The 18,766-nt window shown below is 70.1% G+C and carries 20 protein-coding genes; 17 read left to right on the top strand and 3 right to left on the bottom strand.

Going from position 1 to position 18,766, the window contains the following annotated elements; genetic code table 11:
• Positions 1–19 precede the first annotated feature (19 nt).
• Positions 20–457: a DUF3592 domain-containing protein gene (locus ACZ7PG_RS15015; RefSeq protein WP_470239630.1), complete on the top strand. Its 438-nt coding sequence runs from the start codon at positions 20–22 to the stop codon at positions 455–457.
• On the opposite strand, the gene ACZ7PG_RS15010 is transcribed toward ACZ7PG_RS15015, so the two are convergent.
• Together ACZ7PG_RS15010 and ACZ7PG_RS15005 are read right to left on the bottom strand one after the other, a co-directional pair.
• Positions 384–980 (bottom strand): GNAT family N-acetyltransferase, encoded by a 597-nt coding sequence (locus ACZ7PG_RS15010; protein WP_470239629.1) that lies wholly within the window; start codon positions 978–980, stop codon positions 384–386. The two genes, ACZ7PG_RS15015 and ACZ7PG_RS15010, sit on opposite strands and share 74 nt — an antisense overlap.
• A gap of 202 nt (positions 981–1,182) precedes the next feature.
• On the bottom strand, positions 1,183–2,019 hold the full coding sequence (locus ACZ7PG_RS15005) for an inositol monophosphatase family protein (RefSeq protein ID WP_470239628.1): 837 nt from the start codon (positions 2,017–2,019) through the stop codon (positions 1,183–1,185).
• A gap of 177 nt (positions 2,020–2,196) precedes the next feature.
• Here ACZ7PG_RS15005 and ACZ7PG_RS15000 point away from each other — a divergent pair, with 177 nt between their 5' ends.
• The gene (locus tag ACZ7PG_RS15000) at positions 2,197–3,267 is read left to right on the top strand and encodes a glycosyltransferase family 4 protein (RefSeq protein ID WP_470239627.1); all 1,071 of its coding nucleotides are present in this window, start codon (positions 2,197–2,199) and stop codon (positions 3,265–3,267) included.
• Position 3,268: 1 nt separating this feature from the next.
• Positions 3,269–4,372 (top strand): glycosyltransferase family 4 protein, encoded by a 1,104-nt coding sequence (locus tag ACZ7PG_RS14995; RefSeq protein ID WP_470239626.1) that lies wholly within the window; start codon positions 3,269–3,271, stop codon positions 4,370–4,372.
• Here ACZ7PG_RS14995 and ACZ7PG_RS14990 read toward each other — a convergent pair.
• Entirely contained in the window at positions 4,365–4,832 is a 468-nt protein-coding gene (locus ACZ7PG_RS14990; protein ID WP_470239625.1) for a MarR family winged helix-turn-helix transcriptional regulator, read from the bottom strand. The genes ACZ7PG_RS14995 and ACZ7PG_RS14990 overlap by 8 nt on opposite strands.
• A 53-nt stretch (positions 4,833–4,885) precedes the next feature.
• Between ACZ7PG_RS14990 and ACZ7PG_RS14985 the strand changes: the two genes are divergently transcribed.
• The 14 genes from ACZ7PG_RS14985 to nuoK all read left to right on the top strand — a co-directional run bounded on the left by ACZ7PG_RS14985 (position 4,886) and on the right by nuoK (position 18,765).
• The gene (locus ACZ7PG_RS14985; protein ID WP_470239624.1) at positions 4,886–5,431 is read left to right on the top strand and encodes a DUF4386 domain-containing protein; all 546 of its coding nucleotides are present in this window, start codon (positions 4,886–4,888) and stop codon (positions 5,429–5,431) included.
• Between the two features lie 9 nt (positions 5,432–5,440).
• On the top strand, positions 5,441–6,130 hold the full coding sequence (locus ACZ7PG_RS14980) for a demethylmenaquinone methyltransferase (RefSeq protein ID WP_470239623.1): 690 nt from the start codon (positions 5,441–5,443) through the stop codon (positions 6,128–6,130).
• Positions 6,131–6,140: 10 nt separating this feature from the next.
• Positions 6,141–7,427 carry a geranylgeranyl reductase family protein gene (locus ACZ7PG_RS14975; protein ID WP_470239622.1) on the top strand — a complete coding sequence of 429 codons (1,287 nt, stop codon included), beginning with the start codon at positions 6,141–6,143 and terminating at the stop codon, positions 7,425–7,427.
• 639 nt (positions 7,428–8,066) lie between these two features.
• Positions 8,067–8,486 carry an NADH-quinone oxidoreductase subunit A gene (locus ACZ7PG_RS14970; protein WP_155548770.1) on the top strand — a complete coding sequence of 140 codons (420 nt, stop codon included), beginning with the start codon at positions 8,067–8,069 and terminating at the stop codon, positions 8,484–8,486.
• Positions 8,487–8,490: 4 nt separating this feature from the next.
• Positions 8,491–9,039, top strand: a complete 549-nt coding sequence (locus tag ACZ7PG_RS14965) for a NuoB/complex I 20 kDa subunit family protein (protein ID WP_155548771.1) — start codon at positions 8,491–8,493, stop codon at positions 9,037–9,039.
• 3 nt (positions 9,040–9,042) lie between these two features.
• Complete coding sequence (locus tag ACZ7PG_RS14960; protein WP_470239621.1) at positions 9,043–9,792, top strand: NADH-quinone oxidoreductase subunit C; 750 nt, start codon at positions 9,043–9,045, stop codon at positions 9,790–9,792.
• Entirely contained in the window at positions 9,789–11,120 is a 1,332-nt protein-coding gene (locus ACZ7PG_RS14955; RefSeq protein WP_470239620.1) for an NADH-quinone oxidoreductase subunit D, read from the top strand. The genes ACZ7PG_RS14960 and ACZ7PG_RS14955 overlap by 4 nt, the downstream gene beginning before the upstream one ends.
• A complete protein-coding gene (nuoE, locus tag ACZ7PG_RS14950; protein ID WP_470239619.1) occupies positions 11,117–11,995 on the top strand; it encodes an NADH-quinone oxidoreductase subunit NuoE in 879 nt (292 codons plus the stop codon). The genes ACZ7PG_RS14955 and nuoE overlap by 4 nt, the downstream gene beginning before the upstream one ends.
• Positions 11,995–13,275, top strand: coding sequence for an NADH-quinone oxidoreductase subunit NuoF (gene nuoF, locus ACZ7PG_RS14945; protein WP_470239618.1), 1,281 nt, complete (start codon positions 11,995–11,997; stop codon positions 13,273–13,275). Before nuoE ends, nuoF begins: the two co-directional genes overlap by 1 nt.
• The gene (locus tag ACZ7PG_RS14940) at positions 13,272–15,746 is read left to right on the top strand and encodes an NADH-quinone oxidoreductase subunit G (RefSeq protein ID WP_470239617.1); all 2,475 of its coding nucleotides are present in this window, start codon (positions 13,272–13,274) and stop codon (positions 15,744–15,746) included. The genes nuoF and ACZ7PG_RS14940 overlap by 4 nt, the downstream gene beginning before the upstream one ends.
• Positions 15,743–17,092, top strand: a complete 1,350-nt coding sequence (gene nuoH, locus ACZ7PG_RS14935) for an NADH-quinone oxidoreductase subunit NuoH (RefSeq protein WP_470239616.1) — start codon at positions 15,743–15,745, stop codon at positions 17,090–17,092. The genes ACZ7PG_RS14940 and nuoH overlap by 4 nt, the downstream gene beginning before the upstream one ends.
• Complete coding sequence (gene nuoI, locus ACZ7PG_RS14930) at positions 17,079–17,603, top strand: NADH-quinone oxidoreductase subunit NuoI (protein ID WP_013222460.1); 525 nt, start codon at positions 17,079–17,081, stop codon at positions 17,601–17,603. The genes nuoH and nuoI overlap by 14 nt, the downstream gene beginning before the upstream one ends.
• Entirely contained in the window at positions 17,600–18,469 is an 870-nt protein-coding gene (locus ACZ7PG_RS14925) for an NADH-quinone oxidoreductase subunit J (protein ID WP_470239615.1), read from the top strand. Before nuoI ends, ACZ7PG_RS14925 begins: the two co-directional genes overlap by 4 nt.
• Positions 18,466–18,765, top strand: a complete 300-nt coding sequence (gene nuoK, locus ACZ7PG_RS14920; protein ID WP_003081840.1) for an NADH-quinone oxidoreductase subunit NuoK — start codon at positions 18,466–18,468, stop codon at positions 18,763–18,765. The genes ACZ7PG_RS14925 and nuoK overlap by 4 nt, the downstream gene beginning before the upstream one ends.
• Position 18,766: the final 1 nt, after the last annotated feature.

The raw sequence follows: 18,766 nt of genomic DNA, 5'->3' as shown, positions 1-18,766 counted from the left end.
AGACCGCTACGCTCGCCGCGTGAGCACGAGAGGTGAGCGGGTGAGGCGCGTCGGGTGGTGGACCACCCTCGGCGTCGCCTCGCTCCTCACCATCATGTGCGTGTGCCTCCTGTTCGCGGCGATCCGCAACGACGGCGCGATCTCCGCCCAGCTCGGCACGGCGAACGCGACAGTGGATTCGGTGGCTTTCGACCGCACGATCATCCACTTCGAGACCCCGGACGGGATTGTTCACAGCCCGGCGAACGGGGTCCTCTATCCGGACGGCCTGGCCGCGGGACAGCTGGTCCGCATCGAGTACGACGCTTCCGATCCGGAGCTGGCGCGGGTGGCGGGTCGGTCGGCGGCTTTGACGCTGCTGCCGCTCGGGAGTTTTGTGTTCTTCACTTGGCTGGTGGCGGGGCCGGTGCTGTGGTGGATCCGGCGGCTGAACAAGCGTGCCACCGTTCCCGTGTGATGTCGTACTCGACTTCGCCCTGTTCGGATCCTTCGATGGGGTCTTCGTAGTCCGCGGCAGAGATGAACGCCCTGGCGAAGGTCAATCCTGCCGAGGTCATCGTTGCGCGGGATCCGGTGTTGACCGCCATTGTCTGGGCGAAGATGCGGTCGAGGTGTAGGTCTTCGAAGCCGTAGCGGATCAGTTCGCGTGAGCCTTCGCTTGCGTAGCCCCTGCGCCAGTGTTTTTGCAGGAGTCGGTAGCCGAGCTCGGCTTCGCCTTCGATGTTCGGCTGGTCTGGGCCGTGTGGTGGGCGCAGGATCCACCAGCCGATGAATTCTTCGCCCGTGAAGCCCATCCAGAAGCCGAATCCGGGAGCTACGTTCTTTCTGCGGACGTGCGCCTGCTCGACCTCGGCTCGGGTCGACGCGCGGCCGGTTAGGTAGCGCATGACCTCGGGGTCGGAGTCGAGTTCGTACTCGAGTTCCAGGTGCTCGTCGGTGAGGGGGAGGAGGGTGAGCCGCTGGGTTTGGAGGGTCGGCATGGGGTGATCCTCACAGCTGGCGCAACCCGATTTGTTTGTCTCCCGCTCCTCGTCCTCCATTGTTCAACACCGGATACCCGGCCTCAAGGGCGCCTTCGGCGTCGCTTCGCGATTCGCTTCGCTCACCCTTGACCCCGGGTCTCCGGTGCTGACTGCGGCTGGGACGAGGGGCGGGGGAGGTCTAGGGCGGGCCTGTTGCAGCTCAGCCTGCGTTGGCCGTCTCCTGCCACCAGCCCAGTACCTCGTCCGCCACCCCTGGGGCCGCCACCAACAACCCGTCCGTCGGCAGCGCCGTGTCGTCGCCGTGTTTGTCCAGTACCACCGCTCCTGCCTCGATCGCCATCGCCACCGAGCCGGCCACGTCCCACTCGTGGTAGCTGTGCAGTACCGCTGCCGCCGCGTGACCCAAAGCCACCTGGGCGATCGACAGCGCTGCCGAGCCCAGCACCCTTACCCCTGTGTGGGCCGCTGCCGCTCGCTCGATGAAGCCGCCCATTCCCGGCCATGGGCCCTGGCGGGCGAACTCCGTGCAGACCAGCGCTCCCGCCGTTACGCAGCGGTCCACCAGCTTGACCGGCTTGCCGTTCGCGCGGGCCCCTCGTCCGCGCGCCGCCGCGTAGATCTGGGCTCGGTACGGGTCTGCCACCACTCCCACCACCGGGCCCGCCGCGTCGACCAGTGCCAGGCTGTACGCGCACCACGGGACCCCCGCCACGTAGTTCGCCGTGCCGTCCACCGAGTCGACCACCCAGCGGTACTCCGCTACGTCCGCGCCGTGGTCCGCGCCGAACTCGTGGCCCACCACCGGGATGCCCGGGAACTCCGCCGTCAGGACGCGGCGGGTGTGCCGCTCCAGGATGCGATCGGTGTCGGTGACCCAGTCGAACGGCGAATCCAGCGTCGACGGGTGGGCGCCTCGGCCGGCGGTCGCGGTGATCACGTCGGTGGCGTCGTTGGCCAGCCGTCCGGCCACTTCGAGCGCCCTCGACAGCAGGCCGGGCTCGACGGGCCGCGGCGGCCGGGAGGACAAGAGGGTCATGCCTGCTTAGTCTGGGTCACCCTGGTTTCCGGGACACGACCTTGAGATGACATGTCGTGGCCGATCTGTTCCGGCAGCGTTGGCCGCAGTGTCACGCCGCCGCCAGGATCGGGTGCGATCGTCCAAGACGTGCGAGTCGCCATAGTCACCGAAAGTTTCCTGCCCCAGGTGAACGGCGTGACCAACTCCGTCCTGCGGGTCGTCGAGCACCTGCGCGAACGCGCCCACGACGTGCTGATCATCGCCCCCGGCCCCGGCCCGGACTCCTACCGCGGCGCCCCGGTCGTCCGGATCCCCGCGCTGGACTTCCCCGGGGTCAACTCCCTGCCGATCGGCGTGCCGACGCGCACGGTGCTCAACGCGCTCGCCGCGTTCGGCCCGGACGTCGTCCACCTGGCCTCGCCGTTCGTGGTCGGCGCGCGCGGGCTGGCCGCCGCGCGACGGCTGCGCGTCCCGTCGATCGCCGTCTACCAGACCGACATCGCCGGGTTCGCCGCCGCGTACGGCTTCGGCATCGCCGCGCGCGCCGCGTGGCGCTGGGTGCGGCGGCTGCACTCGCGGGCCGACCGGACGCTCGCGCCGTCGAGTGACGCGGTCGAGCAGCTGGAGCTGCACGGCGTCCCGCGCGTGCACCGCTGGGCGCGGGGCGTCGACATCGAACGGTTCTCCCCGCAGCACGCCGACCCGGCGCTGCGGGCCGAGCTGGCGCCGAACGGCGAGCTGCTCATCGGGTTCGTCGGCAGGCTGGCGCCGGAAAAAGAGGTCGACCGGCTGGCCGCGCTCGCCGACGTGCCGGGGATCCGCCTGGTCGTCGTCGGCGACGGACCCGAGCTCGAAAACCTCAGGGAACAGCTGCCCGGCGCGGCCTTCCTCGGCGCGAAGTACGGCGAAGAGCTCTCGAAGGCGTACGCGAGCTTCGACGTCTTCGTCCACACAGGCCCGCACGAGACGTTCTGCCAGGCGGTGCAGGAGGCGATGGCGTCCGGCCTGCCGGTGCTCGCGCCGGACGCCGGCGGCCCGAAGGACCTCGTCCTGCCCGGCCGCACCGGCTACCTGCTGCCCGCGGACCGCGAGCTGTTCGGCCCGGCGCTCGTCGAGAAGGTCGACGCCCTGCGCGACCCCGCCCTGCGGGCGAGGCTCGGCGAGAAGGCCCGCAAGGTCGTGCTGGGCCGCACCTGGCCCGCCGTCTGCCGCGAGCTGATGGGGCACTACGAAGCCGTGCAGGGCCGGGCCGCCCGCGCGGCTTGACATGCACATCGTCCAGCTCGCGAACTTCTACGGGCCGCGCTCGGGCGGGCTGCGCACGGCGCTGCACCACCTCGGCGCCGGGTACGTCGCGAGCGGGCACGAGGTCACGCTGGTGGTACCCGGCACGCGGTACGCCGACGAGGTCCTGCCGACCGGCGTGCGCCGCTTTTCCCTGCCGGCGCCGAAGATCCCGGGTACGGGCGGCTACCGCGCCGTCGACCCGCACCGCGTCCGCTCGGTCCTGCGAAGACTCGAACCCGACCGGCTGGAGGTGTCGGACCGGCTGACGCTGCGGGGGATGGGTGGCTGGGCGCGGCGCCACGGCGTCCCGAGCACGGTCATCTCCCACGAGCGCCTCGACCGGCTGCTGGAGCAGTTCCTGCTGCCCGAGCCGGTGGCGCGCCGCGTCGCCGACGTCGCGAACCGCCGGATGGCCGCGAGCTACGACACGGTCGTCTGCACGACGGCGTTCGCGCGCGCGGAGTTCGACCGGATCGCCGCGCCGAACGTCCACCGGGTGCCGCTCGGCGTCGACCTGGCGACGTTCCGGCCCGCCATGCGCGACGACGGCTGGCGCACCGGCCTGGCCGGGGGAGCGGACGCGCTGCTCGTCCACTGTGGACGGCTCTCGCCGGAGAAGCACGTGGAGCGCAGCGTCGACACGGTCGCTTCGCTGACCGATGCCGGCGTGAAGGTCCGGCTGGTGGTCGCGGGCGACGGGCCCCGCCGGCGGGCGCTGGAACGCCGGGCACGCGGGCTGCCGGTGACGTTCCTGGGGTTCCTGTCCGGCCGCGGCGACGTCGCGCGGCTGCTGGCCAGCGCCGACGTCTCCCTGGCGCCCGGTCCCCACGAGACGTTCGGCCTGGCGGCGCTGGAGGCCCTCGCGTCCGGGACGCCGGTGGTGGTGTCGGCGTCGTCGGCGCTGCGGGAGATCGTCCGGCCCGGCTGCGGCGCGGCGGTCGACGACCACGCGCCCGCGTTCGCGACAGCCGTAACGAACCTGCTGGAAAGCCCCGAGGACCTGCGCCGCGCGGCGGCCCGGGCGCGGGCCGAGGAGTTCACCTGGCCCGCGTCGGTCGCCGGGATGCTGGCGGCGTTCAGCTGATCCGGCCACGCGCGTAGCCGGGGTGGACGCCGGGGGTGAGGCCCTGGTCGTCGGCGATCTTCGTCAGGAGCTCGTGGAGCGTCGCGCGCTCCTCGTCGGTGAGCGGCGCGGTGATGGTGCGCTCGTGGGAGGCCGCCGTCTGGGCGATGCGGCCCATCAGCGCGCGGCCGTCTTCGCTCAGCTCCAGCGCGTAGAGCCGCCGGTCTTCCGCGTTGCGGCGCCGCTCGATCAGGCCGCGTTTCTCCAGGCCGTCGACCAGCGGGACCAGCCGCGTCGCCGGCGTGCCGAGCTGCTTGGCCAGCGCCTGCTGGCTCTGCCCGGGCCGCGACGCGACCAGCCGCAGCAGCCCGACCTGCGGCGGGGTCAGGTCCAGCTCGCCGATCCGCTCGGTGAACCGCATCGCCGCGTGCGCGCCGACCTGGGCGAGCAGGAACGCGCTGCCGAACCGGGGAGCTTCCATGGCCGGAACGATAGTCGTTGACAATTGATTACACCAGTGTAATCGTTTACGGTATGAAACGAATTGCGATCGTCGTCTACGCCCTGTTCACCGTCGCCGGGGGAGTCCTCGGCGCCACCGGCACCCGCCCGGGCTCGTCCGCCGCCGAGGTCACCGCCTACGTCGTCGCCCACCAGGGGCTCGTCCAGGCGCTGGCCCTCGTCGTCTTCGGTGCCGGGCTGTCCCTCGCGACCTGGACCGCGGCCGCGAGACCACCGCGTCTCGGCTTCGCCGGCGGCCTGCTCGCGTCGGGGTCGCTCGTGCTGAGCGGCCTCGCCACGTGGACGGCCGCCCAGAACCCGGACTTCGCCCGCCCCTTCACGTCGCTGGCCTTCGCGAGCGGGGCCTTCGGCTTCGCGGTGCCCCTCGCGCTGCTGATCGCGGCCGTCGCGGCCACGACGCGGCGGTGGGTGGCGATCACCGGGTACGTCATCGCCGCGCTCTCGGCGCTGTCGGCGTTCAGCGTGCTGACCGACGTGCTCTACCCGTTGATCCCGGTCGCGCGCTTCGGCGGGCTCATCTGGCTGGTGCTCGCCACCTTCACGAAGGCGGACGACTAGATTCAAGCCATGTCACGCGCAAGCCTGGACAAGGATCCGCACGAAGTCGCCGCGATGTTCGACGGCGTCGCGGACGGGTACGACCGGGCGAACTCGTTCATGACCTTCGGTTTCGACCGGCGCTGGCGCACCACCACCGCCCGCGTGCTCGACGCCCGCCGCGGCGAGAAGGTCCTGGACCTCGCCGCCGGCACCGGGGTGTCCACCGTCGAGTACGCCCGCGGTGGCGCCTGGTGCCTGGCCGCGGACTTCTCGTTCGGCATGCTCCGGGCCGGGCTGCACCGCAACGTGCCGATGGTCGCGGCGGACGCGCTGAACCTGCCGTTCGCCGACGACAGCTTCGACGCCGTGACGATCTCCCTGGCGCTGCGCAACTTCGTCGACACGAAGGCCGCGCTCACCGAGATCGCCCGGGTGGTCAAGCCGGGCGGCCGCCTGGTGATCTGCGAGGTCTCGACCCCGCCGTTCGCCCCGATCCGGTTCATCCACCGGCGGTTCATGCTGAAGCTGCTGACCTGGGTCGGCAAGCGGACGTCGTCGAACCCGGAGGCGTACTCCTACCTGGCCGAATCCATGCTGGCCTGGCCGGACCAGCGCACGCTCGGCGAGATCATCGCGAGCGCGGGCTGGACCGACGTCGAGTGGTTGAACCTCACATTCGGCGTCGTGGCGATCCACCGAGCGAAGAAGCCTGCCTAAACTCGCGTTCATGAGTCGACGCACCGCAGACCAGGACGCCGAAGTCATCGTCGTCGGCGCCGGGCCCGCCGGATCCACTGTCGCGACGTACCTGGCGAGGTCGGGCGTCGACGTCCTGCTGCTGGAGAAGACCGAGTTCCCCCGCGAGAAGGTCTGCGGTGACGGCCTGACCCCGCGCGGCGTCAAGCAGCTGATCGACCTGGGCATCGACACCAGCGAGGACGCCGGCTGGGTGCACAGCCGCGGCCTGCGGATCCTCACCGGCGACCTGACGCTGGAGCTCGACTGGCCGGACCTCACGAGCTACCCGCCGTACGGCGTTTCCCGGACCCGCCACGACTTCGACGACCTGCTCGCGAAGCTCGCGGTGAAGGCGGGCGCGCGGCTGTACGAGCGCACGACGGTCACCGGCGCGATCACCAGCCCGGGCGGGCGCGTGGTCGGCGTCGAGGCGAAGGTCGGCCCGGAGCGGACGCCGGTGAAGTACCGCGCGCCGCTGGTCCTGGCCTGCGACGGCGTGTCCGCGCGGCTCGCGCTGAGCGTCGGCATCCAGAAGAACGAGAAGCGCCCGATGGGCGTCGCGGTGCGCCAGTACTACAAGAGCCCGCGCCACGACGACCCGTTCATCGAGGGGCACCTCGAGCTGTGGGACAGGTCCGACCCGCGCGACCCGAAGCTGCTGCCGGGCTACGGCTGGGCGTTCCCGCTCGGCGACGGCACGGTGAACGTCGGCCTCGGGATGCTGTCGACGTCGGCGTCGTTCCGGAACACCGACTACCGCGCGCTGCTGCGCCAGTGGCTCGACGGGACGCCGGAGGAGTGGGGCTACCGCGAGGAGAACGCGATCGGCAAGGTCGGCGGCGCCGGCCTCCCGATGGGCTTCAACCGCACCCCGCACTACCGCGACGGACTCCTGCTGCTCGGCGACGCGGGCGGCATGGTCAGCCCGTTCAACGGCGAGGGCATCTCGGCGGCGATGGAGTCGGCCCAGATCGCGGCGGAGGTCGTGGTCCAGGCCCTGGCCCGGCGCGAAGGAGCTTCGCGTGAGCGGGCGCTGGAGGCGTACCCGCGGGCGGTCGGCGAGCTGATGGGCGGGTACTACCAGCTGGGGAACGTGTTCGCGAAGATCATCGGCAAGCCGAAGATCATGCACGCGTGCACCAAGTACGGGCTGCGCATCAACAAGCTCCTGCCGCTGGTCTACAAGGGCCTGTCCGGCTGCTACGACGCCAAGGGCGGCGACGGCGTCGACCGCCTGATCTCGGCGCTGGCGAAGGCGGCACCGACCCCGCGCTGACCCGGATCGACGGCCCCGGCACGACTTCCGTGCCGGGGCCTTTCCGCGCGGCCGTGCGCTCCGGGGCATCACGCGTGATCCGCGGGGCATCACGCGTGACCAGAGAGGCTTCACGCGTGATCCGGCGGGCATCGGCGTGATGCCCGTCCAGTCACGTGTGATGCCCGTCCGAGCACGTGTGATGCCCCTTGCCGCACCGGCTTTTCGCGCGCGGACACACGGGTGGCCTAACAAGTTGGCCGTGCGGTCAGTGGGATAGCTCACAGGCCGGCGCCCTGTTTGTCCGGCCGACAGGCGATCTTGAACGGTCTTCGCCCAGGTCGCGCGGGCGCTGTCACCGAGCCGTGACAACGTTGGCGCTGGAACTTAGGGCACCCTTATAACATGGGGGCCTAGGGACAAGAATGTGAGTCGCGTCCTACACTCCCCCCATGCTTTGTGAATCCCTTCACATCCGCGACGAGTGGCTTGTGAACTATTTCACAAGCGAGCTGTGTTTTCCCTCCGGGCCCAGCCACGGGCCGTAAGGAGACCCTGACCCTCGGCGGTGTGACCCAGGTCCCTTAGGGTGCCGACGAGGCCAAGCGGTTCCCACCACAAGCACAACCGCATCGGCGCGGAAAGGATGGCGAAGACCCCGTGCTGACGTTGCTGACCCGAACCGACACGGTGCAGCTGGCGCAAGAGGCCCCGAGCCTGAAGCCCTACCTGCCCCTGGTCCTGTTGTTCGTGCTGGCGCTCGCGTTCGCCGTGTTGTCGGTGCTGCTGGGCCCGCTCGTCGGCCCCAGCCGCTACAACAAGGCCAAGCTCGAGGCCTACGAGTGCGGCATCGAACCGTCCCCGCAGCCGCTCGTCGGCGCCGGGCGGATGCCGGTGGCCTACTACATCACCGCGATGCTGTTCATCCTGTTCGACATCGAGATGGTCTTCCTCTACCCGTTCGCCGTGCAGGCGGACGCGCTGGGCACGTTCGGCCTGGTGGAGATCCTGCTGTTCATCGCGACGGTCGGCTTCGCGTACGCCTACGTGTGGCGGCGCGGCGGCCTGGATTGGAACTAGACCCATGGGCCTCGAAGAGAAACTCCCCAACGGCATCCTGCTGGCCAGTCTCGAAGGTCTCGTCAACTGGTCGCGGAAGAACTCGATGTGGCCCGCGACCTTCGGGCTCGCCTGCTGCGCGATCGAGATGATGACGGTCGGCGGCTCCCGCTACGACATCGCCCGCTTCGGCATGGAGCGCTTCAGCGCGACGCCGCGGCAGGCCGACCTGATGATCGTCGCCGGCCGGGTCACGCAGAAGATGGCTCCGGTCCTGCGCCAGATCTACGACCAGATGGCCGAGCCCAAGTGGGTGCTCGCGATGGGCGTCTGCGCCTCCTCCGGCGGCATGTTCAACAACTACGCCGTGGTCCAGGGCGTCGACCACGTCGTGCCGGTCGACATGTACCTGCCCGGCTGCCCGCCGCGGCCGGAGATGCTGCTGGACGCGATCCTCAAGCTGCACGCCAAGATCCAGGACGAGCCGATCAACGCCCGCCGCGCCGCGATCCGCGCCGCCAGCGGGGCGCGCACCGAGCTCGTCGCGTCGTCGATCAAGTACGCGAAGAAGTAAGCGATGACTGAAACTCCTGAGACCGGCGGCGAGCAGTCCAGCGCCGACCGTCCCGAAGGCGGCCTCGAGCCGCGGGGCACCCGCCCCGCCGAACCGGTCGTCACCGGCCGCGAACGCCAGGGCATGTTCGGCGTCCACGGCACCGGCGACACCTCCGGCTACGGCGGCGTCCGGCTCCCGGCCTATAACCCGGCGCCGGCCGAGCGCCCGTACGGCGGCTGGTTCGACCAGTTCGCCGACGAGTTCTACGCGGCCCTGTCGGACAACAAGATCCCCGCCGAAGCGATCCTGCAGACGACGGTCGACCGCGGCGAGATCACCTTCTACGTCGCCCGCGAGAAGCTGGCCGAAATCGCGAAGGTGCTTCGCGACGACGGCGGTCTCCGCTTCGAGCTGCTCAGCTCGGTGTCCGGGGTGGACTACGGCGTCGACGTCCCGCAGCGGCTGCACTCCGTGTACCACTTCACGTCCCTGACGTACCGTCGCCGCATCCGGCTCGAGGTCACCCTCGACGTCGACGACGCGCACGTGCCGTCGCTGGTCGGGATCTACCCGACCGCCGACTGGCAGGAGCGGGAGACCTGGGACATGTTCGGCATCGTCTACGACGGTCACCCCGCGCTCACCCGCATCCTCATGCCGGACGACTGGGACGGCCACCCCCAGCGCAAGGACTACCCGCTCGGCGGGATCCCGGTCGAATACAAGGGCGCGGAGATCCCGCCGCCGGACCAGCGGAGGTCGTACTCGTGACGATTAACGAAGACACCACCCCAGTCCCCGAGGCCGACTCGCGCGACACCACCGAAGGCCGCGTCTACTCGGTCTCCGGCGGCGACTGGGACGACGTCATCGCCGACGCCGCGCACGACGAGCGCATGGTCATCAACATGGGCCCGCAGCACCCGTCGACGCACGGCGTGCTCCGGCTCGTGCTGGAGATGGAGGGCGAGACCGTCACGCAGCTGCGGTCGGTCATCGGCTACCTCCACACCGGCATCGAGAAGAACTGCGAGTACCGGACCTGGACCCAGGGCGTCACCTTCGTGACGCGCATGGACTACCTGGCCCCGCTTTCGACGGAGATGGCGTACTGCCTCGGCGTCGAGAAGCTGCTGCAGATCGAGGCCCCGCGCCGCGCGCAGCTGCTGCGCGTGATGCTGCTGGAGATCAACCGCATCGGCTCGCACCTGGTCTACATCGCCACCGGCGGCATGGAGCTCGGCGCCACCACCGCGATGACGCTCGGCTTCCGCGAGCGCGAGGTCGTCCTGCACCTGCTGGAGCACCTCACCGGCCTGCGCATGAACCACGCGTTCATCCGCCCCGGCGGCCTCGCGCAGGACATGCCCGAGGACTACCGCGAGAAGGTCACCGAATTCGTCAAGACGATGAAGGAACGCCTTCCGCTGTACGACAAGCTCTTCACCGGGCAGCCGATCTGGCGCAACCGGCTCAAGGGCGTCGGGTACCTGCCGGTCGACGCGTGCCTCGCGCTCGGCGTCACCGGCCCGGTGCTGCGGTCCGCCGGCCTGCCGTGGGACCTGCGCAAGACCGAGCCGTACTCCTGCTACGACGAGTTCGACTTCGACGTCCCGGTCGACAACGGCGCCGACTGCTGGTCGCGCTACCTGATCCGGGTGCACGAGATGCACGAGAGCCTCAAGATCATCGAGCAGTGCCTGGAGAAGCTCGAGCCGGGCCCGGTCATGGTCGAGGACAAGAAGGTCGCCTGGCCCGCGCAGCTGTCGATCGGCAGCGACGGCATGGGCAACTCGCTCGAGCACGTCAAGAAGATCATGGGCCAGTCGATGGAGTCCCTGATCCACCACTTCAAGCTGGTCACCGAGGGCTTCAAGGTGCCGGCCGGGCAGGTCTACACCTCGGTCGAGTCGCCGCGCGGCGAGCTGAGCGCGCACCTGGTGTCCGACGGCGGCACGCGGCCGCTGCGGGTCCACGTGCGCGAACCGAGCTTCGTGAACCTGCAGTCGATGCCCGCCATGGCCGAAGGCGGCCTGGTCGCGGACGTGATCGCCGCGATCGCCTCGATCGACCCCGTCATGGGGGGAGTGGACCGATGACCTCAAGCACCGCAGTCCCGGAACCGGGGCCGAACGCGGCGGACCGGACGCACGCGGCCGCCGGTGGCGACGTCGACGTGATCGCCATCGCGCCGGATCCCGCGGTCGCCGAAGGGATCCTGGCCGACACCCCGCTCGAAGACATCTTCGACGACGGCGTCGTCGCCCGGGCGCAGGACCTGATCGCGCGCTACCCGGTGTCGCGCTCGGCGCTGCTGCCGATGCTGCACCTCGTGCAGTCGGTGCAGGGCTACGTCAGCCAGGAGGGCATCGCGTTCTGCGCGAAGCAGCTCGAACTGTCCGACGCCGAGGTCAGCGCGGTCGCGACGTTCTACACGATGTACAAGCGGCGTCCGTGCGGTGAGCACCTCGTGAGCGTCTGCACCAACACGCTGTGCGCGGCCATGGGCGGCGACGCGATCTACAAGAAGCTCCAGACGCACCTCGGTTCCGAGGAGGAGCCGCTGGGGCACAACGAGACCGCGGGCACGCCGAACGAGCCGGGCTCGGTCACCCTCGAGCACGCCGAGTGCCTCGCGGCCTGCGACCTCGCGCCGGTCATCCAGGTCAACTACGAGTACTTCGACAACCAGACCGAGGACAAGGCCGTCGCGCTGGTCGACGCGCTGCGGGCGGGCAAGAAGCCGGCCCCGACGCGCGGCGCCCCGCTGTCGAGCTTCAAGGCCGCCGAGCTGCAGCTCGCCGGGTTCTTCCCGGAGGACGAGCGCCAGTACCGCACGGACGTCGACGGCCCTTCGCAGGCTGTCGAAACCTTGCGGGGCGCGAAGCTCGCGCAGGACCGCGGCTGGGTCGCCCCGGTCGCCCAGGACGTCCCGCTTCCTGCTGTGCCTGTTAAAGATGGGGAGAAGAAGTAATGGCAGATCCCATTACGCCGGTCCTCACGAAGCGCTGGCTGTCGCCGAACTCCTGGCAGATCGGGACGTACGAAGCGCTGGAGGGCTACACGGCCGTCCGCAAGGCGCTCGCCGGCACGCCGGAGCAGCTCGTCCAGCTGGTCAAGGACTCGGGCCTGCGCGGCCGCGGCGGCGCGGGCTTCCCGGCCGGCATCAAGTGGTCTTTCATGCCGCCGAACTTCGACAAGCCGCACTACCTGGTGATCAACGCCGACGAGGGCGAGCCGGGCACGTGCAAGGACATCCCGCTGATGATGGCGGACCCGCACTCGCTCATCGAGGGCTGCATCATCGCCTCGTACGCGATGCGCTCCAACCACTGCTTCATCTACGTCCGCGGCGAGGCGCTGCACTGCATCCGCCGCCTCAACGCGGCCGTGCGCGAGGCCGAAGCGGCGGGCTACCTGGGCGAGAACATCCTCGGCTCGGGCTTCGACCTCAAGATCACCGTCCACGCGGGAGCGGGCGCGTACATCTGCGGCGAGGAGACGGCGCTGCTCGACTCGCTGGAGGGCCGTCGTGGCCAGCCGCGGCTCAAGCCGCCGTTCCCCGCGGCCGCCGGTCTGTACGCCGCGCCGACCACGGTCAACAACGTCGAGACCATCGCGAGCGCGCCGTTCATCGTGAACGGCGGGTCGAGCTGGTTCCGCGAGATGGGCCGCGAGAAGTCGCCCGGCCCGAAGATCTACTCGATCTCCGGCCACGTCGAGAAGCCTGGCCAGTACGAGTGCCCGCTCGGCACCACGCTGCGCGAGCTGCTCGACATGGCGGGCGGCATGAAGGACGGCGTCCCGCTCAAGTTCTGGACCCCGGGCGGCTCGTCCACCCCGATGTTCACCGCCGAGCACCTCGACGTTCCCCTGGACTTCGAAGGCGCGGCGGAAGCCGGGTCGATGCTGGGCACGACCGCCGTGCAGGTCTTCAACGAGACGGTGTCGGTGCCCTGGGCCGTGATGAAGTGGACGCAGTTCTACGAGCACGAGTCCTGCGGCAAGTGCACGCCGTGCCGCGAAGGCACGTACTGGCTCGCGCAGATCCTCGAGCGGATGGTCGAGGGCCACGGGACCGAAGAGGACATCGACACCCTCCTCGACGTCTGCGACAACATCCTCGGCCGGTCGTTCTGCGCCCTCGGTGACGGCGCGGTGTCGCCGATCCAGAGCGGCATCAAGTACTTCCGCGAAGAATTCCTGGCTCTGTGTGAGAGCAACAAGCGCGAACTGGTGGGAGCGCAGGCATGACGATCGCCCCCGACAAGCCCGAGACGGCCGAAACGCCGGTCCCCGAAGGCCACGTCAAGCTGGTCATCGACGGCGAAGAGGTCATCGCCCCCAAGGGCGAGCTGATCATCCGCACGGCCGAACGCCTCGGCACGGTCATCCCGCGGTTCTGCGACCACCCGCTCCTCGACCCGGCCGGCGCCTGCCGCCAGTGCCTGGTCGAGGTCGAGATGGGCGGCAGGCCGATGCCGAAGCCGCAGGCGTCCTGCACGATGACCGTCGCCGACGGCATGGTCGTCAAGACGCAGCTGACGTCGCCGGTCGCGGACAAGGCCCAGCAGGGTGTGATGGAGCTGCTGCTCATCAACCACCCGCTGGACTGCCCGATCTGCGACAAGGGCGGCGAGTGCCCGCTGCAGAACCAGGCGCTGGCCCACGGCCGCACGGAGTCCCGGTTCGTGGACACCAAGCGGACGTTCCAGAAGCCGCTGCCGATCTCGTCGCAGGTGCTGCTGGACCGCGAACGCTGCGTGCTCTGCCAGCGCTGCACCCGGTTCTCCCGCGAGATCGCCGGCGACCCGTTCATCGAGCTCCTCGAACGCGGCGCCCACCAGCAGATCGGCACCGCCGAGACGGCGGACGTCCTGGACCTCGCGTCGCGCACGACGTCGGGCCAGCCGTTCCAGAGCTACTTCTCCGGCAACGTCATCCAGATCTGCCCGGTCGGTGCCCTCACGAGCGCCGCCTACCGGTTCCGCTCCCGCCCGTTCGACCTGGTGTCCGCGCCGAGCGTCTGCGAGCACTGCTCGTCCGGCTGCGCCGAGCGCACCGACTTCCGGCGCGGCAAGGTCCAGCGCAAGCTGGCCGGCGACGACCCGGAAGTCAACGAGGAGTGGATCTGCGACAAGGGCCGCTTCGCGTTCCGCTACACGGGTGCCGACGACCGCATCCGCCGTCCGCTGGTCCGCAACACCGAGACCGGTGAGCTGGAAGAGGCCTCCTGGACCGACGCGCTGCGCATCGCGGCCGCCGGCCTGACCGAGGCCCGCGCCAACGGCGGCGTCGGCGTCCTGCCCGGCGGCCGGCTGACCGTCGAGGACGCCTACGCGTACTCGAAGTTCGCCCGCGTCGCGCTGCGGACCAACGACGTCGACTTCCGCGCCCGCCCGCACTCGGCCGAGGAGCTCGCGTTCCTCACCTCGCACGTCGTGGGCGTGACGCCGGAGTCCGGTGTCACCTTCGGCGAGATCGAGCGGGCCCGCACGGTCCTGTGCGTGGCGTTCGAGCCCGAGGACGAGGCGCCGATCGTGTTCCTGCGGCTGCGCAAGGCGGCCCGCAAGAACCGCACCCGGGTCGTCCACTTGGGACAGTGGACGACGTCGTCGGTGCGCAAGACGTTCGGCGAGCTGCTCGCCTGCGTCCCCGGCCAGGAAGCCGCGGCCATCGAAGGCATCGCCAAGCACGCGCCGGACCTCGACGAGGGCCTGCGCGGCGAAGGCGCCGTCGTCCTCGTCGGCGAACGCGCCGCCCAGGTGCCCGGCCTGTTCTCCGCGCTGCACGACCTCGTCGAGCGCACCGGCGTCCGGCTCGCGTGGATCCCACGCCGCGCCGGCGACCGGGGCGCGCTGGCCACGGGCTGCGTGCCGACGCTGCTGCCGGGCGGCCACCGGGTCGGCGACGACGCGGCTCGCGTCGCCGTCGAAAACGCCTGGGGCGTCCCGATCCCGGCCGCGCCGGGTCGCGACGCGACGGAGATCCTCAAGGCCGCTTCGGGCCGCGAGCTGGGTGGTCTGGTCGTCGGCGGCGTCGACCCGTTCGACCTGCCGGACCCGGACCTGGCGCTGCGCGCGCTGGACGGCGCCGGCTTCGTCGTCAGCCTGGAGCTGCGGCACAGCGCGGTGACCGAGCGCGCGGACGTCGTGCTCCCGGTGGCCGCGTCCGACGAGAAGGCGGGCAGCTACCTCAACTGGGAGGGCCGCACCCGCCCGTTCGACGTCACCATCGAAGGCACCGGCGCCCTGCCGGACTGCCGGGTGCTCGACACCCTCGCCGTCGAGATGGACGCCGACCTGTTCACGCAGACGCCGGCCGCCGCCCGCGGTGACTTCGAGAAGCTCGCCCCGGCCTCGGCCCTGCGCTGGGGCAACGTCGAAGCGGAGACCGGCGGAGCCACGGCGGCCCCCGGCGCCGGCCAGGCGATCCTGTCGAGCTGGCGTCAGCTGATCGACAACGGATCGCTGCAGGACGGCGAGCCGCACCTGAAGGGCACCCAGCGCACGCCGGTCGCGCGGCTGTCCGCGAAGACCGCCGAAGGGCTGGGCGTCACCGTGAAGGTGAGCACCGAACGCGGTGCGATCACGCTGCCGGTGGAGATCGCGGACCTGCCCGACGGCGTCGTGTGGCTGCCGGGCAACTCCGACGGCTCCGCCGTGCTCAAGACGCTCGGCGCCGGGCACGGCGCCGTGGTGAACCTCGCTGGGGGTGAACAGTGACTCCGTTGCTGACCGAGGTCGCTGTCGGGAGCGTTCCCGACGCGGCGACGCGCGCGGCGCTCCTGGCGGACGACCCGTTCTGGCTGATCCTGCTGAAGTCCGTGGTCATCCTGCTGATCGGCCCGATCTTCACGATCCTGCTGATCGTCTGGGAGCGGAAGGCCGTCGGCCGGATGCAGAACCGGCCGGGTCCCAACCGCGTCGGCCCGAACGGCTACCTGCAGTCCCTGGCGGACGCGATCAAGCTGCCGTTCAAGGAACAGATCATCCCGGACACCGCCGACCGCAAGGTGTACTTCCTCGCCCCGGTCATCTGCGTGGTGCCGCCGCTGATCGCGCTGGCGGCCATCCCGTTCGGCCCGGTCGTCTCGATCTTCGGCGAGCGCACCGTCCTCCAGCTGCTCGACCTGCCGGTCAGCGCGCTGGTGATCCTGGCCTGCTCCTCGATCGGCGTCTACGGCATCGTGCTCGCCGGCTGGGCGTCGGGCTCGCCGTACCCGCTGCTGGGCGGCATGCGCAGCGCGGCGCAGGTGATCTCGTACGAGATCGCGATGGGCCTGTCGATCGTCGCGGTGATCCTGCAGTCCGGTTCGCTGGACCTAGCCGACATCGTCGCCAAGCAGCAGCCGGCGTGGTTCCTCTACCTGATCCCGAGCTTCGTGATCTACCTGATCTCGATGGTCGGCGAGACCAACCGCGCCCCGTTCGACCTCCCCGAGGCCGAGTCGGAGCTGGTCGGCGGCTTCCACACCGAGTACAGCTCGATGAAGTTCGCGATGTTCTTCCTCGCCGAGTACGTCAACATGGTGATCGTGTCGGCGTTCGCGACGACGCTGTTCCTCGGCGGCTGGATGGCCCCGTGGCCGCTGTCGCTGATCGGGAACAACGTGCTCAACACCGGCTGGTGGCCGGTGCTGTGGTTCTTCGCGAAGATGTTCGTCCTGCTGTTCGGGTTCATCTGGCTGCGCGGCACGCTGCCCCGCCTGCGCTACGACCAGTTCATGCGCCTGGGCTGGAAGGTCCTGGTCCCGCTGAACCTGGTGTGGATCGTCATGGTGACCTTCGCGAAGGTGATCAGCTGGAACACCGCGTCGATCATCATCGCCGCGGTCGCGATCTTCATCGTCGTCGCCCTGTTCTTCTACGTCCGCGCGGCGGGCCGTGAAGAGGAGAGCGAGACCATCCCGGTGACCGGTGGCGGTTTCCCGGTCCCGCCGCTGGACCTCAAGGTCCCGCAGACCACCCCGCGTCAGAAGGCTTTGGCCAAGGCCGAGGCGAAGGCGGCCCGCCGCAAGCCGGCGGCCGTCGGTACCGCAAAGGAAGGAGCGCAAGATGGGGTTTCTTGATCCCGTCAAGGGCTTCGGCGTCACCTTCGGGATGATGTTCAAGAAGGTCGCCACCGAGGAGTACCCGGAAGCCGGCGCACCCGCCGCCCCGCGGTACCACGGCAGGCACCAGCTGAACCGTCACCCGGACGGCCTCGAGAAGTGCGTCGGCTGCGAGCTGTGCGCGTGGGCGTGCCCGGCGGACGCGATCTTCGTCGAGGGCGGTGACAACACCGAGGAAGCCCGGTTCTCCCCTGGCGAGCGGTACGGCGCGGACTACCAGATCAACTACCTGCGCTGCATCGGCTGCGGCCTCTGCATCGAGGCGTGCCCGACGCGGTCGCTGACGATGATCAACTTCTACGAGCTGGCCGACGACGACCGCCAGCGGCTGATCTACACGAAGGAAGACCTCCTCGCGCCACTGCTGCCCGGCATGGAGCAGCCGCCGCACCCGATGCGGCTCGGCGAGAACGAGCAGGACTACTACGTGAACGGTCCGGAGCTGGCTCGCGGGGAGGGCATCAAGTGATCTCCGCGCTTCTGGCCCAAGCTCCGACGGGCGCCGCTGCCGGTGTCTCGACCGGTGAGGCCATCGCGTTCTGGATCCTCGGGCCGCTCTGCCTGCTCGGCGGCCTCGGGATGATCTTCTCCCGCAACGCCGTCCACTCGGCGCTGTGGCTGGTGCTCACGATGCTGAGCCTGGGCGCGCTGTACATGATCCAGTCGGCGCCGTTCCTGGGCTTCACGCAGATCATCGTCTACACCGGCGCGATCATGATGCTGTTCCTGTTCGTCCTGATGCTGGTCGGCCGCGAGAGCTCCGACTCGGTCGTCGAGGTCCTGCGGGGACAGCGGCTGGCGGCGACGGTGCTCGGCATCGCGCTCGCCGCGCTGCTGGCCACCGGTATCTACCGGGCGCTGGCCAACGTCACCCCGGCCGTCCCGCTCGACTCGGCCACCGCGGCCGGCGGCGGGCCGAAGGGCCTGGGCCGGCTGATCTTCACCGACTACCTGTTCCCGTTCGAGCTGACGTCGGCGCTGCTCATCACCGCCGCGGTCGGCGCGATGGTGCTGGCCTTCACCGACCGCCACGGCAAGGGCGGGAAGCTCACGCAGAAGGAACTGGTGCTGCTGCGCTTCCGCGGTGAGCACGACCGGCCGTCGCCGCTGCCGGGCCCGGGTGTCTTCGCCACCGCCAACTCGGTCGCGACGCCGGCGCTGCTGCCGGACGGCTCGGTCGCCCCGGAGTCGCTCTCGGCGATCATCGAGTCCACGTCGGCGATCGAGCTGGCGAAGGAACGCAAGCTCGTCGCGGACGACGTCGAGCACCCGGACGCGCACGCGCTGGTCGGTTCCGAGGGTGCTCCGGAAGGTTCGGAAGGGGAGAAGGCATGACCCCGACGTACTACCTGCTGCTGTCGGCGCTGCTGTTCGCGCTCGGCGCGGTCGGCGTGCTGGTGCGGCGCAACGCGATCGTCGTGTTCATGTGCATCGAGCTGATGCTCAACGCCGTGAACCTGTCGCTGGTCACGTTCGCCCGGATCAACGGCGGGCTCGACGGCCAGATCATGGCGTTCTTCGTCATGGTCGTCGCGGCCGCCGAGGTCGTGGTCGGCCTGGCGATCATCATGGCCATCTTCCGCACCCGGCGCTCGGCCTCGGTCGACGACACCAACCTGCTGAAGTACTAGG

This window comes from Amycolatopsis sp. NPDC114504 (assembly GCF_055633595.1).
The sequence above is the reverse complement of the archived record's forward strand: the minus strand, read 5'-3'. Positions and strand labels throughout refer to the sequence as shown.

Coding starts and splice junctions, on each gene's coding strand:
- ACZ7PG_RS14990 (WP_470239625.1), bottom strand. CDS start 4,832: ATGGAAGCTCCCCGGTTCGGCAGCGCGTTCCTGCTCGCCCAGGTCGGC.
- ACZ7PG_RS14960 (WP_470239621.1), top strand. CDS start 9,043: ATGACTGAAACTCCTGAGACCGGCGGCGAGCAGTCCAGCGCCGACCGT.
- ACZ7PG_RS14965 (WP_155548771.1), top strand. CDS start 8,491: ATGGGCCTCGAAGAGAAACTCCCCAACGGCATCCTGCTGGCCAGTCTC.
- ACZ7PG_RS15005 (WP_470239628.1), bottom strand. CDS start 2,019: ATGACCCTCTTGTCCTCCCGGCCGCCGCGGCCCGTCGAGCCCGGCCTG.
- ACZ7PG_RS14975 (WP_470239622.1), top strand. CDS start 6,141: ATGAGTCGACGCACCGCAGACCAGGACGCCGAAGTCATCGTCGTCGGC.
- ACZ7PG_RS14940 (WP_470239617.1), top strand. CDS start 13,272: ATGACGATCGCCCCCGACAAGCCCGAGACGGCCGAAACGCCGGTCCCC.
- nuoF (WP_470239618.1), top strand. CDS start 11,995: ATGGCAGATCCCATTACGCCGGTCCTCACGAAGCGCTGGCTGTCGCCG.
- nuoK (WP_003081840.1), top strand. CDS start 18,466: ATGACCCCGACGTACTACCTGCTGCTGTCGGCGCTGCTGTTCGCGCTC.
- ACZ7PG_RS14980 (WP_470239623.1), top strand. CDS start 5,441: ATGTCACGCGCAAGCCTGGACAAGGATCCGCACGAAGTCGCCGCGATG.
- nuoI (WP_013222460.1), top strand. CDS start 17,079: ATGGGGTTTCTTGATCCCGTCAAGGGCTTCGGCGTCACCTTCGGGATG.
- ACZ7PG_RS15010 (WP_470239629.1), bottom strand. CDS start 980: ATGCCGACCCTCCAAACCCAGCGGCTCACCCTCCTCCCCCTCACCGAC.
- ACZ7PG_RS14995 (WP_470239626.1), top strand. CDS start 3,269: ATGCACATCGTCCAGCTCGCGAACTTCTACGGGCCGCGCTCGGGCGGG.
- nuoE (WP_470239619.1), top strand. CDS start 11,117: ATGACCTCAAGCACCGCAGTCCCGGAACCGGGGCCGAACGCGGCGGAC.
- ACZ7PG_RS14985 (WP_470239624.1), top strand. CDS start 4,886: ATGAAACGAATTGCGATCGTCGTCTACGCCCTGTTCACCGTCGCCGGG.